This window comes from Enterobacter asburiae (genome assembly GCF_008080435.1).
GTDB classification, from domain to species: Bacteria; Pseudomonadota; Gammaproteobacteria; order Enterobacterales; family Enterobacteriaceae; genus Enterobacter; species Enterobacter asburiae_C.
Genome location: NZ_VRKN01000003.1, coordinates 312,382 through 326,322, shown reverse-complemented (window position 1 = coordinate 326,322; position 13,941 = coordinate 312,382). Strand labels below are relative to the sequence as shown.

At 58.0% G+C, this 13,941-nt stretch carries 10 protein-coding genes; 6 read left to right on the top strand and 4 right to left on the bottom strand.

Annotated elements, in window-relative coordinates:
* Positions 1–56 precede the first annotated feature (56 nt).
* The 4 genes from FU672_RS07405 (at position 57) to FU672_RS07390 (ending at position 4,740) form a co-directional block, all read left to right on the top strand.
* Complete coding sequence (locus tag FU672_RS07405; RefSeq protein WP_148242759.1) at positions 57–1,094, top strand: aldo/keto reductase; 1,038 nt, start codon at positions 57–59, stop codon at positions 1,092–1,094.
* A gap of 163 nt (positions 1,095–1,257) precedes the next feature.
* Positions 1,258–2,634: a glycoside hydrolase family 1 protein gene (locus FU672_RS07400; RefSeq protein ID WP_148242758.1), complete on the top strand. Its 1,377-nt coding sequence runs from the start codon at positions 1,258–1,260 to the stop codon at positions 2,632–2,634.
* 51 nt (positions 2,635–2,685) lie between these two features.
* Entirely contained in the window at positions 2,686–4,008 is a 1,323-nt protein-coding gene (locus FU672_RS07395) for a PTS sugar transporter subunit IIC (protein ID WP_148242757.1), read from the top strand.
* 15 nt (positions 4,009–4,023) lie between these two features.
* Positions 4,024–4,740: a GntR family transcriptional regulator gene (locus FU672_RS07390; protein ID WP_148242756.1), complete on the top strand. Its 717-nt coding sequence runs from the start codon at positions 4,024–4,026 to the stop codon at positions 4,738–4,740.
* Positions 4,741–4,783: 43 nt separating this feature from the next.
* Here the strand turns inward: FU672_RS07390 and ldtB are convergent, their stop codons facing one another.
* A complete protein-coding gene (ldtB, locus tag FU672_RS07385) occupies positions 4,784–5,704 on the bottom strand; it encodes a L,D-transpeptidase (protein WP_148242755.1) in 921 nt (306 codons plus the stop codon).
* Between the two features lie 222 nt (positions 5,705–5,926).
* On the opposite strand from ldtB, the gene FU672_RS07380 reads away from it, so the two are divergent.
* The gene (locus tag FU672_RS07380) at positions 5,927–7,522 is read left to right on the top strand and encodes an ABC-F family ATPase (protein ID WP_148242754.1); all 1,596 of its coding nucleotides are present in this window, start codon (positions 5,927–5,929) and stop codon (positions 7,520–7,522) included.
* A 90-nt stretch (positions 7,523–7,612) separates the two neighbouring features.
* Here FU672_RS07380 and FU672_RS07375 read toward each other — a convergent pair whose 3' ends face one another.
* Both FU672_RS07375 and FU672_RS07370 read right to left on the bottom strand, forming a co-directional pair.
* The gene (locus tag FU672_RS07375; protein WP_148242753.1) at positions 7,613–9,976 is read right to left on the bottom strand and encodes a glycoside hydrolase family 31 protein; all 2,364 of its coding nucleotides are present in this window, start codon (positions 9,974–9,976) and stop codon (positions 7,613–7,615) included.
* 17 nt (positions 9,977–9,993) lie between these two features.
* Positions 9,994–11,295: an MFS transporter gene (locus FU672_RS07370; RefSeq protein ID WP_148242752.1), complete on the bottom strand. Its 1,302-nt coding sequence runs from the start codon at positions 11,293–11,295 to the stop codon at positions 9,994–9,996.
* Between the two features lie 288 nt (positions 11,296–11,583).
* On the opposite strand from FU672_RS07370, the gene FU672_RS07365 reads away from it, so the two are divergent.
* On the top strand, positions 11,584–12,657 hold the full coding sequence (locus FU672_RS07365; RefSeq protein WP_148242751.1) for a LacI family DNA-binding transcriptional regulator: 1,074 nt from the start codon (positions 11,584–11,586) through the stop codon (positions 12,655–12,657).
* On the opposite strand, the gene FU672_RS07360 is transcribed toward FU672_RS07365, so the two are convergent.
* Positions 12,654–13,910 carry a DUF1479 domain-containing protein gene (locus tag FU672_RS07360; protein WP_148242750.1) on the bottom strand — a complete coding sequence of 419 codons (1,257 nt, stop codon included), beginning with the start codon at positions 13,908–13,910 and terminating at the stop codon, positions 12,654–12,656. The two genes, FU672_RS07365 and FU672_RS07360, sit on opposite strands and share 4 nt — an antisense overlap.
* Positions 13,911–13,941 lie beyond the last annotated feature (31 nt).

Genomic DNA, 13,941 nt, shown 5'->3' with positions numbered 1-13,941 from the left:
TGGCTGAGGGGCGGGTATAACTATCGGGTACCCAATCGACATGCGAGGAATAACTTATGCGTTATCAAAAACTGGGCAACACCGGTCTGTTTGTTTCTGAACTGTGCCTCGGCACCATGACCTTCGGCGGCGAGGGCGGCATGTGGGGCAAGATTGGCCAGCTCCAGCAAAGTGAGGCCGAGCAACTGGTGGGCCGCGCGCTGGATGCCGGGATCAACTTTATCGACACCGCGGACGTTTACTCGGAAGGACGTTCGGAGGAGATCACCGGTCAGGCGCTGAAAAACCTGAAAATCCCGCGCGAGAACGTGGTGGTCGCCACTAAAGTGTTCGGCGAAACGGGAACGGCAGGGGTGAACTCGCGTGGCAGCTCGCGCTATCACATCATCAGCAGCGTGAAGGAGAGCCTGCGCCGTCTGCAGCTCGATCATATCGATCTCTACCAGCTTCACGGTTTCGACCCTGCAACGCCGATTGAAGAAATGCTTTATGCGCTGGATAACCTGGTGCAGCACGGCCACGTCCGGTACATCGGCGTCTCGAACTGGGCGGCGTGGCAGATTGCCAAAGCGCTCGGTATTTCTGAACGTCTTGGGCTGGCGCGTTTCGCGTCGTTGCAGGCGTATTACACCATTGCCGGGCGCGATCTGGAGCGCGACCTGATGCCGATGATGCAGAGCGAAGGCGTCGGGCTGATGGTCTGGAGCCCGCTGGCAGGCGGCCTGCTGAGCGGAAAATATGGCCGCGACGGGCAGAGTGAAGCCGGTGGCCGCCGTCTGGAGTTTGACTTCCCGCCGGTGAATAAAGATCGCGCCTTCGACTGCGTGGACGTGATGCGCCCTATCGCCGAAAGCAAGGGCGTCTCCGTCGCGCAAATCGCGCTGGCGTGGCTGCTGCATCAAAAAGCCGTGACCAGCGTGATTATTGGTGCCAAACGCGTTGAACAGCTGGACGACAATATCGCCGCGACCGGGATCCGCTTAAGCGAAGAGGAGCTTAAACAGCTCGATGCGGTGAGCGCGCTACCGCGCGAATATCCCGGCTGGATGCTGGAGCGGCAGGGTGAATATCGCCGCAATCAGCTCGCACAGTAATACCCCTTCATCCCCGGTGGCGCTTCGCTTACCGGGGCTACTTTCCCTGGTCATTATTTCAATCCATCTCACAAAAAACGATCCTTCTCTTTGATCGTCCTTTCATCTTCGCCTATATGACTAGTCATTAAACTTTAAATGACTAGTCATATAGGGGGGAACCATGAACAATTCACTGCCGGCCAACTTTTTATGGGGCAACTCGGTATCCAGCATGCAGACGGAAGGTGCCTGGAACGAGGGCGGGAAAGGCATGTCGGTCTACGACATTCGCGAAGCCGGGGAGAACATTTCCGACTGGAAAGTCGCGACCGACTCCTACCACCGCTACCGGGAAGATTTCGACCTGATGCAGGATCTGGGCATGAACTGCTACCGCTTCCAGATCGCCTGGAGCCGCGTCTGCCCCCAGGGCGACGGCGATTTTAACGACGAGGGCATCGCGTTTTACGACCGCTTTATCGACGATCTGATCGCCCGCGGCATCGAGCCGATGGTCTGCCTGTACCATTTCGATATGCCGCTGGCGCTGGCGCAGGAGTACAACGGCTTCAACGACCGCCGCGTGATGGACGCCTTTATCCGCTACGGCAAAAAGATGATCGACTGCTATGGCGACCGCGTGAAGTACTGGCTGACCTTTAACGAGCAGAACATCTTCCATATGCCGGAAGCCTTCCGCATTTCCGGCTATATGAAAGGCGAGCAAACCCTGCGCGAGCTGTACGAGCTGCAGCATCATACGATGGTGGCGCACATGGCGCTGACCGAGTATCTGCACCAGACCAGACCCGGTCAGCTGATGGGCGGTATGCTGGCACACCAGCTGATCTACCCGGCCACCTGCAAACCGCGCGATATCTTCTGCGCCCAGCAGTACGACGAATTCCTCAACCAGAACCTGCTGCGCGTCTTCGCCGGGCAGGGCTACAGCCCGGCGGTGATGGCGGTGGTAGAGCAGGAAGGCTTTGGCGATATCTACCGCGCCGAGGATTTAGCGCTGCTGGCGCGCACCCGAAACGACTATATGGCCTTCAGCTACTACGCCAGCAAAACGCTGGACAGCGATGCGATCCCGGAAGGCACCCCGGTCAACTATTACCTGCTGCACGGCGAGAAAAACAACCCGTACCTGAAGGCCACCGAGTGGAACTGGCAGATCGATCCGCTGGGCTTTCGCACCATCATCACCCGCTACGCCAACGACTGGCGCCTGCCGGTATTCCCGATCGAAAACGGCATCGGGGTGATTGAGTCCTGGGACGGCGTAAATCCGATCGAGGACACCTACCGCATCGACTACCACCGGGCGCATATCGATGCCATGAAGGAGGCGATGTTCGAGGACGGGGCAGAGGTGATCGGCTACCTCGGCTGGGGGTTAATCGACATTCTCAGCTCTCAGGGCGACATGCGTAAGCGCTACGGCGTGGTCTATGTCAACCGGGAAAACCACGATCTGAAAGACCTGAAGCGCGTGCCGAAGAAGAGCTACGCGTGGTTAAAACAGGTTATCCATACCAACGGGCGCGAGATGTAAGCCGTACGCTGCCGGGCCGTTTTTGTGACTGATTGATGGGAACTATCCGCTATGTCTGAAACAAAAATAACACCGCACATGCAGTCCTTTGTCGATAAGTTTGTTGAGTTCTCGGCGCGCCTGGCAAACCAGGTGCACCTGCGTTCCCTGCGCGACGCCTTCGCCACGGTAATGCCCATATTCATCCTCGCCGGCCTGGCGGTGCTGGTGAACAACGTGGTGTTTCCGTGGATTTTTCACGGCGACACGCTCGCGCAGTTTAAGGTGTGGGGCGAGGCGATTATCAACGGCACGCTGAACATCGCCGCGCTGCTGCTGGCCCCGATGATTGCCTGGTCGCTGGCGCGCAACAAAGATTTCGACAATCCGGTCTCGGCGGTGGTTATCGCTGTCAGCAGCTTCATCATCATGATGCCGATGCGCTTACAGATTACGCCCGTCGGCAGCGACGCTGCGGTGGGCGTCACCCAGGTGCTGACGTTCGCCAATATTGGCTCAACCGGGATTTTCGCCGGGGTGCTGATTGGGCTGCTCTCAACGGAAGTGTTTATCGCCATTTCGCGCCTGAAGGCGCTGCACATTTCCCTCGGGGAAAACGTGCCTCCGGCGGTGAGTAAATCCTTTACCGCGCTGATCCCGACCATCCTCACGCTCTCCCTGTTTGCGGTGCTGGCGGCCATACTGGCAAACGTGCTGCACACGGATCTGATCCATCTGATCACTACCTTCATTCAGCAGCCGCTGCGGCTGATCAACACCAGCCTGCCGGGGACGATCTTCATCTACAGCTTCGGTAACTTCCTGTTCACGCTCGGTATTCATCAGTCCGTCGTTAACAGCGTGGTGCTGGAGCCGTTCCTGCTGATCAACACCAACGAGAACATGCTGGCCTTCGCCAACGGTCAGCCCATCCCGCATATTATCAATAACATCTTCGTGCCGACGTTTGGCATGGTGGGCGGCACGGGCAGCACGATCTCGCTGCTGATTGCCATCTTTATCTTCTCCCGACAAAAGTCGGCGAAGCAGGTGGCGCGTCTGTCGCTGGCGCCCGGTTTATTCAACATCAACGAGCCGGTGATTTTCGGCCTGCCGATCGTGTTTAACCTGCCGCTGATGATTCCGTTTGTGCTGCTGCCCGCCATCGGCATTTATTTCGCCTGGCTCTGTACCACGCTGGGGTTAATGTCGCGCTGCGTGGTGATGATCCCGTGGACCACGCCGCCCATTCTCAGCGCCTGGCTGGCCACGGCGGGGGACTGGCGGGCGGTGGTGGTGCAGTTGGCAATCATCGTATTTGGTGTATTCTTCTACCTGCCTTTCCTCAAGATTGCCGAGCGAGTGGCGTTGAAAAACAGCGGGATAGAAAACTAACTGAAAGGAAGGACGATGGCGGCGAAGTACATCACCATAGCGCGGGAAATTAAGAAACGCATTATCAGCCAGCAGTACGCCGCCAACGAACCCCTGCCGGACCAGTTTGCGCTGGCGGCGGAGTTCAACTCCAGCCGGATGACCATCCAGCAGGCGATGCGCCAGCTGATTGTCGAAGGTCTGGTCTATACCCGTCAGGGGCAGGGCACGTTCATCCGTAAAAATTTCCTCCAGCTTTCGCAGTGGGATCTTTCCGGCAGCGACTACTTTGGCGCGACCAAAACCTGGGAACATCTGGGCACGGTGACCAGCCAGGTAGTGCATTTCGAGCTGCGCTTCCCGAACGAGAAAGAGCAGGCGTCGCTGATGATTAACGCCGATGCGCCGATCTATGACTTCATTCGACTCCGTTTGCTGAACGGTGAACCTATGTCGCTGGATTCCACAGTGATGCCGATGAATCTGGTGCCGGGCCTGACGAAAAACCATCTTGAAGGTTCGGTGTTCCAGTACGTGCAGGAAACGCTGGGGCTGAAAATTATGGGGTCGTACCGGGTGGTGCGGGCGCTTAAGCCCAACGCGCTGGACAGGGAACATCTGGTCTGCGAGCAGACCGATCCCGTACTGGAAGTGGAGCAGGTGATTTATCTGGAGGATGGCACACCGCTGGAGTATGCCCACTGCCACTATCGCTACGACCACGGCGGGATCGTGATCGTGAATAACGGGTAAAAAAAAAGCGGGCAACGAGGCCCGCTTTTTTAATGCTTCATTATCAGTTCAAACGCACCGGCATACCGGAGCGGTTCTGCACGGCCTGGTCAACAATCGCCGTTTCTACGTCTGGCTGAGAAGTCACCGCCTGCACCGCGCTGTTCAGCGTCACAGGAACGACTTCGTTGTTGTTGATCTGGTCTTCGCTGGTGGACAGCGGATTGTGCACTTCAATGTAGCGGCTGCCGTCTGGCTCTGAGGTCGCTTTCACCGGTTCGTCGATGAACTGCACGCGCGTACCAACCGGCACGTTTTCGAACAGGAATTTGATGTCGTCGTTACGCAGGCGCACGCAGCCGTGGCTTACGCGCAGGCCGATACCGAAGTTAGCGTTGGTGCCGTGGATAGCGTACAGGCGGCCAATATACAGCGCGTACAGGCCCATTGGGTTATCCGGGCCTGCCGGCACAACGGCTGGCAGCGGTTCGCCCGCAGCGATGTATTCCGCGTGCATTTTGGCGGTAGGGGTCCAGGTTGGGCCCGCTTTCTTACGCTCAACTTTGGTGGTCCAGTTCATTGGGGTATCTTTACCCAGCTGGCCAATACCGATTGGCAGCACGATCACGGTGTTGGTGCCTTTCGGGTAGTAATACAGACGCATTTCGGCGCTGTTAATCACGATACCTTCATGAACGGTATCCGGCAGGATCAGCTGCTGAGGAATATTCAGCACGGTACCCGCTTTCGGCAGATACGGGTCAACGCCCGGGTTCGCTTCCAGCATGTTAGACAGGCCCAGCTGGTACTGCGCAGCGAAATACTCCAGTGGCTGGGAGTTACCTTCTGGTACCGTCACAACCTGGTTCTGGCCCACCAGACGGCTACCGTCTGTTGGCAGGGGATACGTCACCGCAGACGCGGTCTTACAAAAACCTACTACGGCTAACGCCGCCGCAAAAAGCGTTGTTAATTTCATGTTCATGTTGTGCGAGGTATCTAAGCCATTCTGGCGATGAGTTGATAAGTCTGAATCTGTGATGGGAGCGCATTATATGTGCATTCCCGCTCACAGGGAATTCAGATGTGTACGAAATCACATTTTTTTCGATTTTGTTAAAGTTTAGTGGATTGCCGCAACACGGGATCTCAATTCGGAATTGTGGCATAATGCCGTGTTTATCACACTTTTCGCAGGAATCTCCCCGTGTTAGTTACCAGCAACGTCACTATGCAGTTTGGCAGTAAGCCGCTGTTCGAAAACATTTCCGTCAAATTTGGCGGCGGCAACCGTTACGGCCTGATTGGTGCCAACGGTAGCGGAAAATCCACCTTTATGAAGATCCTCGGCAGTGACCTGGAGCCGACGCTCGGCAACGTATCGCTCGACCCTAACGAGCGTATCGGTAAGCTGCGTCAGGATCAGTTCGCCTTCGAAGAGTTCACCGTGCTCGACACTGTGATCATGGGGCATGGGGAACTGTGGGAAGTGAAGCAGGAGCGCGATCGCATCTACGCGCTGGCCGAAATGAGCGAAGAAGACGGCTACAAAGTGGCCGAGCTGGAAACGCAGTACGGTGAGATGGACGGTTACTCTGCGGAAGCGCGCGCGGGCGAGCTGCTGCTGGGCGTGGGCATTCCGGTTGAACAACACTACGGTCCGATGAGCGAAGTGGCACCAGGCTGGAAGCTGCGTGTGCTGCTGGCACAGGCGCTGTTCTCTAACCCGGACATCCTGCTGCTCGACGAACCGACGAACAACCTGGACATCGACACCATCCGCTGGCTGGAGCAGACGCTGAACGATCGCGACAGCACCATGATCATCATTTCGCACGACCGTCACTTCCTGAACATGGTCTGTACGCACATGGCGGATCTGGACTACGGCGAGCTGCGCGTTTACCCGGGCAACTACGACGAGTACATGACGGCGGCCACCCAGGCGCGTGAGCGTCTGCTGGCGGATAACGCCAAGAAGAAAGCGCAGATTGCTGACCTGCAGTCCTTCGTCAGCCGCTTTAGCGCCAACGCCTCTAAGTCGCGTCAGGCGACCTCGCGTGCGCGTCAGATCGACAAAATCAAACTGGACGAAGTCAAAGCCTCCAGCCGTCAGAACCCGTTCATCCGCTTCGAGCAGGACAAGAAACTGTTCCGCAACGCGCTGGAAGTGGAAGCCCTGGCAAAAGGCTTTGAGAACGGCCCGCTGTTTAAAAAATTCAACCTGCTGCTGGAAGTGGGCGAGAAGATTGCCATCCTCGGTGCCAACGGCGTGGGTAAATCCACCATGCTGAAAACCCTGGTCGGCGAACTGCAGCCGGACAACGGCACCGTGAAGTGGTCTGAAAACGCGCAGATTGGTTACTACGCGCAGGACCATGAATACGAGTTCGAAAACGACCTCACCGTCTTCGACTGGATGAGCCAGTGGAAGCAGGAAGGCGACGACGAGCAGGCGGTGCGCAGCATTCTGGGGCGTCTGCTGTTCAGCCAGGACGACATCAAAAAGCCGGCCAAAGTGCTCTCCGGTGGTGAGAAGGGCCGCATGCTGTTCGGCAAGCTGATGATGGAAAAACCGAATATTCTGGTGATGGATGAACCGACTAACCACCTGGATATGGAATCTATCGAATCCCTGAACATGGCGCTGGAGATGTATCAGGGCACCCTGATCTTCGTCTCTCACGACCGCGAGTTCGTCAGCTCGCTGGCGACCCGCGTGATCGAAATTACGCCAGAGCGCGTGGTGGACTTTACCGGAAACTACGAAGATTACCTGCGCAGTAAAGGTATCGAGAACTAAAAAAAGCCGGGTGGCGGCTTCGCCTTACCCGGCCTACGTTCTGTTCCCTCTCCCAGTGGGAGAGGGGTAGGGTGAGGGCATCAGGCCGCACTACACCACCCACTCGCCCCCTTCAACCCCATTCACCAGCAGCTTACGTTTTTCCCCCGCCGGTAACGACACCTTCAGCGCGTTCCACGCCGGACGATAATCCCCGCGCGCGTTAACCTTCAGGTTGATGGTTGCGCCGTCGCACACCATTTCCCATTCCACCCACAGCGCATTGCCGTTCTGGTAGCCCCAGCTTTCGCCATCGTCTTCAAACAGCATGCCCGAGGTTGTCCCGACGCCCTTCACCGGGAACAGCTTCAGCTCGCGGGTGTTGTCTTTCTCGGCGCTCACGTGGGTAATGCGTTCGCTGAGCGGCAGACCGGCACCGGCGCGCACCAGCAGCGGCAGTTTTTCCAGCGGCGCGTCGAGGACGACTGATTGTCCGCCCGCATACCACGCGTGGGTGTAAAAATCGTACCAGCCGGTGTCGTTATCCGGCAGCCAGACGCAGCGCTCGCGCTGCCCGGCTTCGACGACGCTGGCCACCAGCAGGTCACGGCCCAGCAGGAAGTCATCGCACTCTTCGAAGGTCTGCGCATCGTGCTCGTGGTCGAGGAAGGTCGGGCGCAGCATCGGCTCATCGTCGGCGTGCGCCTGCCAGAGTAGGGTGTAGAGGTACGGCAGCAGGCGGTAACGCAGCTCAACCGCGCCGCGAATGGCTGGCGTGACGCCCGGATACATCCACGGCTCGTTCACGGTGTGGTCATCGTTCCACGAGTGAATGGTAAAGCGCGGATGCATCACGCCGTTCTGCACCCAGCGCACGAACAGCTCGGCGTCCGGTTTGTCGCCTGAGAAACCGCCGACGTCATGGCCGACGTTGAACAGCCCGGACAGGCTCATGCCAAGCCCCATGCGGATGTTATAGCGCAGGGTGTCCCAGTTGGTACGGTTATCGCCGCTCCAGGTCTGGACGTAGCGCTGCATCCCGGCGCAGCCGGAGCGGGAGATTAGATACGGACGCTTTTCCGGCGCGAAACGCTGCTGTGCTTCCAGCGAGGCGCGCATCATCAGCAGCGGCATCACCGGGCGAATGTGCTTGATGGCGATCTCCTTGCCGAAGCCAAAGCAGCGCGCTTCCCCGTCCCACACTTCATATTCGTTGTTGTCGTTCCAGGTGGAGTCGATACCCATCTCCAGCAGCTGCGTGGTGACGCTGTTCTGCCACCACTGCACCGTCTGCGGGTTGGTAAAGTCGAGGTGCGATCCTTCGTCATCCCAGAAGCTGGAACGTTCCGGTGCATCGGTTTCTGAATCGCGAATAAACAGGCCGCTTTCCGCCACTTCGTTATAGCGCGGATGGTCCTGCAGCAGGCACGGCTTGATGTTTGCCGCAAGCTTCAGCCCCGCGTCGTGGAACGCCTGGCTCATCACCTTCGGCTGCGGCACCTTGTCATAGTTCCAGTTAAAGACGTAGCGCTTGCCGTTGATGGAGGTATAGCCGGAGGAGAGCTGGAACGAGTCGCATGGAATGGCGTGCTCTTCGCACAGGCGGATGAAGTTCATCAGCTGATTCTGGGCGTCCGGCGCGTCGGTGTAGTGCATGGTCGAGCCGCTGTAGCCCAGGCTCCATTTCGGTCCGAACAGCGTTTTCCCGGTCAGGCGAACAAAAGCTTTGGTGACGTCCAGCACGCGCTTGCCGGTAAAGATGTAGTAATCGATATCGCCCGCTTCCGCCTGCCAGCGACGATAGGCGGTGTGGTAGTTGTCGATTTCGTTACCCAGATCCAGCCAGCAACTGCTCAGGTTGTCGTAGAACAGACCGTAGCTGACGTCGTCGCGGTGGGCGATAGTGAACGGAATGTGCTTGTACAGCGGGTCGGTGCTGGCCGCGTTATAGCCCATCGCGTCGAGGTTGCGCATCTCATAGCGTTTGCCGTTGCGCTGCAGATCGCCCGCTTTCTCGCCCAGGCCGTAGAAACGCTCGTCCTTACGGCGGCTGAGGTAGTGCGCCACGCCATCGCCGTGGGCGTTCAGCAGGTAGGCGCTGGTTGGACGGTCAGTAACCAGCGGCTGCCACTCACCCGCCTCGTCGCGGTAGTGCCACTCCAGCCACAGCGGCTGGTGGACGGTCACGCGCAGCTGTTCGGTTGCCACGGTTAACGTCTCACCCTGCTGCATCAGGGTCCAGGCCGGGCAGGAGAACCCGCTTATGTCGTCACGACGGCGACCTTCCCAGGGTACGTCTTTTTCCGGTGCGATACTCCAGGTGCGGTCCAGCGCCAGCTCGCCTTTGTGCTTAATCAGCACGCGGAAAAGGTTCTCTTCCAGCACATACAGGCACAGGCGGTGCTGGTTATCGACCAGCAGTTCAAGATGGTTTGCCGACTGCGTATCAAGGGTCCAGCTTTTCAGGGTTTTCATATGCAATACATCCACTATCAGGCGCGCTTAGCGCGACGTTCAGCAATAAATGCTACCAGGAAGACAGCGCCAATCAGGTCAAAGAAGCCCATGGCAATAAAGAGCGGGTTAAAGCCGATTTTGTCGGCAGTCATACCGATTAACAGCGAGAACAGGAAGCTGGCGATCCACGCCGCAGAACCGCGCATGCCGTTGACGGTCGCCATCTGGCCTTTGTCGAACGACTCAACGACCAGGGCGCTGAGCATGCAGGAGATGATCTGGTGCCCGAAGCCGCCGATGGAGATCAGCACGATAGTGATATACGGGTCGCGGGTAATGGCCACGATGCCCAGAGAGATCATCAGGAACGCGCCCGTCACGGAGCTTGCGACCACGGAGTTAACGCGGGAGCAGCCGAACAGACGGGTGTACAGACGCGTCAGGTAGCCACTCGCCACGCTGCCGAGATCGGCGGCGAGGAACGGCAACCAGGCAAACATCGCAATTTGCTTCAGATCCATGCCGTGCTCTTTGGCGAGGTACAGCGGCACCCAGAAGCTCAGCACCGCCCAGGCCGGTTCCGCCATAAAGGCCGGGATGGCGATACCGTAGAAACGTTTGTTTTTCGAGACGGTTTTCAGCGCGGTCAGGAAGGGCAGTCTCACCGCAGGCGGTTCGTTATCCTGCTTGATAAACGCCAGCTCGTCTTTGCTCAGGTTCGGGTGCTGCTCCGGGTTGTGGTAGAACGCCCACCAGAGGATCACCCACAGCAGCGCCAGCACGCCGGTAAACATAAACGCGCCCTGCCAGCCGAACGAGGCGTGAGCAAAGTAGATGATAGGCGGAGCCAGCATCGCGCCGATGGAGAAGCCCACGCCCGCCCAGCCGGCGGCAACAGGACGTTCTGATTTCGGAAACCATTCGCCGATGGTTTTGGCGTTCGCCGGGGTAGCGGCGGCCTCAGACGCGCCCATAAAGAAGCGCAGAATAGCCAGGTGCAGCCAGCTTCCGGCGCCCGCGTGGAAAATACACATCAGCGCCCAGATCCCGGCGCAGACCATAAAGCCGATTTTCAGGCCGATAACGTCAATCAGCCAGCCGCACAGGGGCTGGAAAATGGTATAGGCAATCTGGAACGCGCCGACGATCCAGGAGTATTGCTCGGTGGTGATCCCGAGGCTCTCTTTCAGTTCCGGGGCGAGGATCCCCAGTGAATTTCGGGTAATGTAGTTAACGGTGACGCCAAGTAAGAACAGCACCAGCACGTACCAGCGCAGGTTCTTGATGACGCGACGGGTTTTGCTTGTCGCAACGGTGTTATTGATGTCCTGACTCATTTTACTCTCCACAAGACGGACGGTAAGGGGACGGAGGTTCAGGTGTCACACAGATTTTTATGCCTTTGATTTCTATCCGTTTAAACTGTCTGAGTTGGTATACAACTAGTATGGAAGTTGTGTGACAAGTTCACCTTAAGGGAGAAAATGAGTGGGCAATAGTGGATTTTGTGAAAAATTTCTCATAACTAACGTAAACCCTCTGGCATGATCACCTTTATGCCAGTTATTACCTGACAGATACGCTATGAAAATTTTTTCATTTAGCAAATGGAGACAGATCACAAAATGGACAAAAGGCTAAAAATCACCGAAATCGCAGCCCGTACGCAGCTCTCGATCAGCACCGTGTCACGGGTGCTGGCGGGGAAAGCGAATACCAGTGAAAAAGCGCGTGCAAAAGTGCTGGCGTGCGCGCGGGAGCTGGGGGTGATGGAGGGCATGGCGGCGGGACGGTTACTGCTCAACAGCCTGGTGGTTTTTGCCCCCCAGCGCGCCTTCGACGAGCGGTCCGACATCTTTTACTACCGCGTGATCCAGAGCGTGAGTAAAGGCCTGGCGTCCCACGATGTGCGCCTTCGCTACTGCGCACTGGAGGAGAATGACAGTGACGCCCAGCTGTTTCTGGCACGCATGAACGAATCGGATACTCAGGCGGCAATCCTTCTTGGCATCGACGATCCGCACATCCACGATCTGGCGGTGGATGTGGGTAAACCCTGCATGCTGATTAACTGCCGCGACCGGCACATGCGGCTGCCTGCCGTCGCGCCGGACCATCGCGCGATTGGCGAGCGGGCGGCTGAATATCTGTTCGAGATGGGGCACCGCGAGGTGATGAACGTGCTGTGCCTGCGGCGCTACACCATGGAGCTGCGCCTGTCGGGGATCCGCGATGCGTGGCAGTCCCACAATCTGACCTACAACGATAAACGCGATCTGCTGGTGGTGCCCAGCTTCAGCGCGCGTGAAACGGAACAGATGGTCAGCAGCTGGCTCAGTGAAGTGCAGGGGAAGGATTTACCAACCGCGTTTCTGGTCGGCGGCGACTTTATGGCGGCGGGCACCATTAGCGCATTACAAAACCACGGTCTGCGCGTGCCGCAGGACGTGTCGGTGATGAGCATTGACGGGTTTAACCTGGCGGCGATTCAGGATGTGCCTCTGACGGCCGTGCATGTCCCCCGCGATGAGCTGGGAACGGAAGCGGTGCATATGCTCCAGCAACGGCTGATGCGCCCGGACGCGCCGGTGGGGACGTTACTGCTTAACGGCACGTTGACCGTACGGGAATCGGTACGGCGGATACGTCAGGGAAAACGACGCACCGCCGTGGAGCGGGAAGGGCTGTACGACAGTTAAACCATGCCCAGCGCACGCTTGCCGTGGATGTTGAGATCGTTCACGGTAAAGCGGTCCTGCCAGGTTTTTTCATAATCTTCACGCGGGAAGTCTCCCGGCGACGCGCCGGTTTCCAGCGCTTCCTTGACCTTCTTCGCGTAGGCGAGGTTCTTCTCGCACATTGGTGCGGCAGGGATGTACATCACGTTGCCCCAGCCCTGCTGATTTTCCACCGGCGCGACGGAGTGGATCACATCGCAGTGCCACCACACGGAATCGCCCGCTTCCAGCGCCGGAATGCTGGTCAGTGCCTCGATCAGCAGCGGGTGCCACTTCTCGGAAACCGGCAGCACGCGCCCCGGCGCCACGCCGCAAAGTTCGTCTTCCGGCACGTCGTCCAGCAGCGGACGCAGCAGGATATAAGCCATGGCCTCCGGGATTGGCACGACGTGCAGCAAGCCCTGTCCGGGGATCATATCCGACAGCGCCGTCCAGCCCTGGAAGGTGCGGAACACCGAGCATTTGGTGGTGTTATCGACGGTGTACTCTTCCACTTCGGTGCGGTGCGCGGCGTTCCACGGATCGTATTTCTCGACGTTGCCGTCAAACACGCGGGCAAACACCTGCTGATAGGCCGGCAGCAGCCAGCGCTCCAGCGCGCCGGAATCGGTATGCGCGCCGAGCCCTTTCGAGGTGGTGCCCGGCGGACGGCGGCGAATACGATCCGGATAAATCACGCTTACGTCCGGGTCGAACCATGTTTTACCGTTGCTCTCGAATGTCCATAAACGGTTCAGGAACGACTGCACCTGCGCCATCTCTTCGCTCTGGCGCGCCTGCATTTGCGCCTGAGACCAGTAAATGGGGTAAATCTCCGGGCGAGAGGCCGTTAGGGTGCCGAAGAAGTTATCGCCGGGCCCTTTATAGACCTCGTCAAACTGGTTGAGATCGAGGTAGTCGAGCATCGACTGATCCCACGCCAGCGCCTGCTCGCGCGGGAAATGACCTTTAATCACCGCGCAGCCGCGGCGTTTAACGGCTTCGCGCTGTTCTGCGGTGAGGGTGCCGTTTTTCACGTCCGCAAACGGAATCACTGGCCAGACAGACTCGCCTTTGTTTTTCAGGGCGTTGATTTCCGCCACGCGGGTGGCGATCTTATCGCTGAGCTTATTGAACACCGCCTGTACGTCACCTATCTGTGCGCGTAACTCGCGTTTTAACTGACGGATTGCCGCTTTGTGATCCGCTGGCAAGGTTTCACTGGTAAAGGTCATAACTGCCTCGCATCTTTCATTCGAAAGTAAA